The sequence below is a fragment of the Blautia sp. HCP3S3_C4 genome, assembly GCF_052064095.1.
Classification (GTDB): domain Bacteria; phylum Bacillota; class Clostridia; order Lachnospirales; family Lachnospiraceae; genus Blautia_A.
This window is the reverse complement of the sequence record NZ_JBQHWF010000044.1, coordinates 1-1,647: the sequence shown is the minus strand read 5'-3', so window position 1 is coordinate 1,647 and position 1,647 is coordinate 1. Positions and strand designations below refer to the sequence as shown.

The following is a 1,647-nucleotide window of genomic DNA, read 5'->3' as shown; positions in this document are numbered from 1 at the left end:
GGTTCCGATGGGCCTGCCATCATCATTCACACAGCATGGCTATACTTGTTTGGCTTCATGCCACAAGTCCTCGCCTTCGTGGCGCACAATCGTCGGCATATACGACCAGACCTGCATATCCTTTCAGCTTTGGTGTTATCACCTCTTTAAACCACCATACCAGTACGTAATGCATATAGATGCAGGAGATTACAGGAGAACAGACAGAACCCTGTCCACTTCCTTCTTCGGTTTCTTCAAATTCATAGTTGTTCATAATCCCTGCCTTCAGCATCCGTCTGACAAGACGGATAATATTGGGGTCTTTGATCCTTGATCCTATAAAATGTATGATCCATTCATGGTCAATATGCTGGAAGAACCCTTTAATGTCTGCATCCAATACATAACTTGTTGGTTTTCTCTCCAACATCAGGTTTAGTTTTCGGATTGCCTTATGACATCCCCTGTTGGGTCGGAATCCCATCATTTCATCATAGAATATGGGTTCAAACACCGCTTCCAGTATTCTGCGCAGTGCTTCCTGCACCAGCTTATCTTCGTAACAATAGATACTGAGCGGTCGCATCTTTCCATTGTCCTTCGGTATTTCCACCAGCCTTGCCGGTTTCGGCTTATAGGACTTCTTCTTTAGACGTTCTATAAGAGCGTTTATGTTTTCTTCCAGATTTCTCCCGTATTCCTCTTTGGTAATCCCATCAATTCCTACAGCTTTCGTTCCATCCATCTGGGCATGACAGCTCTTAAGCATTTCTTTATTAATCAGATGTCCTAAAGAAGTAAATACCATATCAGGATTTTCCTTTGATAATTGTGATATTCTCGCCAATTTCGTTTCCATTAGTACCTCTATCTCTGTGTATAGCTAATGTTTCCTCTTTGATATAGTTTCGCAGGCCAGAACTGTGAGGAACAGTTCTCTCTCGACTTCCCTCTGGTATTTATTTTGTTCATACCTTCATCAGTACTATTCGGGCCTCCGACTACCTGCATTTCTTTTGCCATCCTTCTTTTGGTTGTCAGGCATACTTTCTGTTTACACACTACAGAAGAAAATGCAGGTTCTCTCCAGTTGATATATATTCCCTGTATAACATGAATAGTTCCAAACAACACCGCAGAGGTATGTAAAATCTCACCATAACGATAAATACATATGTTGTCTTCCATCCAGACCACGATGTCGACCCTCTGGTGACTTTGGGATTTCGGTGCTCAATAGCTATCCCTGTTATCTTGCTGTCTACGCTTAGCCTGCAACGTTACCACGGCAGACTCAAGACTCGCTTCAAATGCTGTGGTTAGCAACTTATTTGATGGGGCTTCCACCCACCGGACTATATACCCTTACCTGGACGCACGGTCTGACCCCAATGTTGGTATAGGGTCTGACCCTAGACTTGTCTGAAAATATTCTCTGTGTGTTGTTTATACTTTCTTTATAGAACTTTTAGGACTCGTTTACTCATTTTATAGGTATTTCATGGGGTCTGACCCTAGAGTTTCTTGGCATCACACGAGGTGCCGATTACTATCGGAGGTAAACACATATGACAAATCAGAGTACAATGGATAAGTTAATAGAAATGCGCCTTACCACAATGGCAGATGCATTCCGCAACCAACTCAATGACCCAAAATTCAAGG

General features: G+C 42.7%; 1 protein-coding gene and 1 pseudogene. One reads left to right on the top strand and one right to left on the bottom strand.

Features of this window, described 5'->3' with window-relative positions; all coding sequences use genetic code 11:
• Positions 1-55: 55 nt before the first annotated feature.
• Entirely contained in the window at positions 56-841 is a 786-nt protein-coding gene (locus ACTNC6_RS16090) for a reverse transcriptase domain-containing protein (RefSeq protein ID WP_441044648.1), read from the bottom strand.
• Positions 842-1,550: 709 nt separating this feature from the next.
• Here ACTNC6_RS16090 and ACTNC6_RS16085 point away from each other — a divergent pair.
• Positions 1,551-1,647: pseudogene (locus ACTNC6_RS16085) on the top strand (AAA family ATPase); the annotation flags it as partial.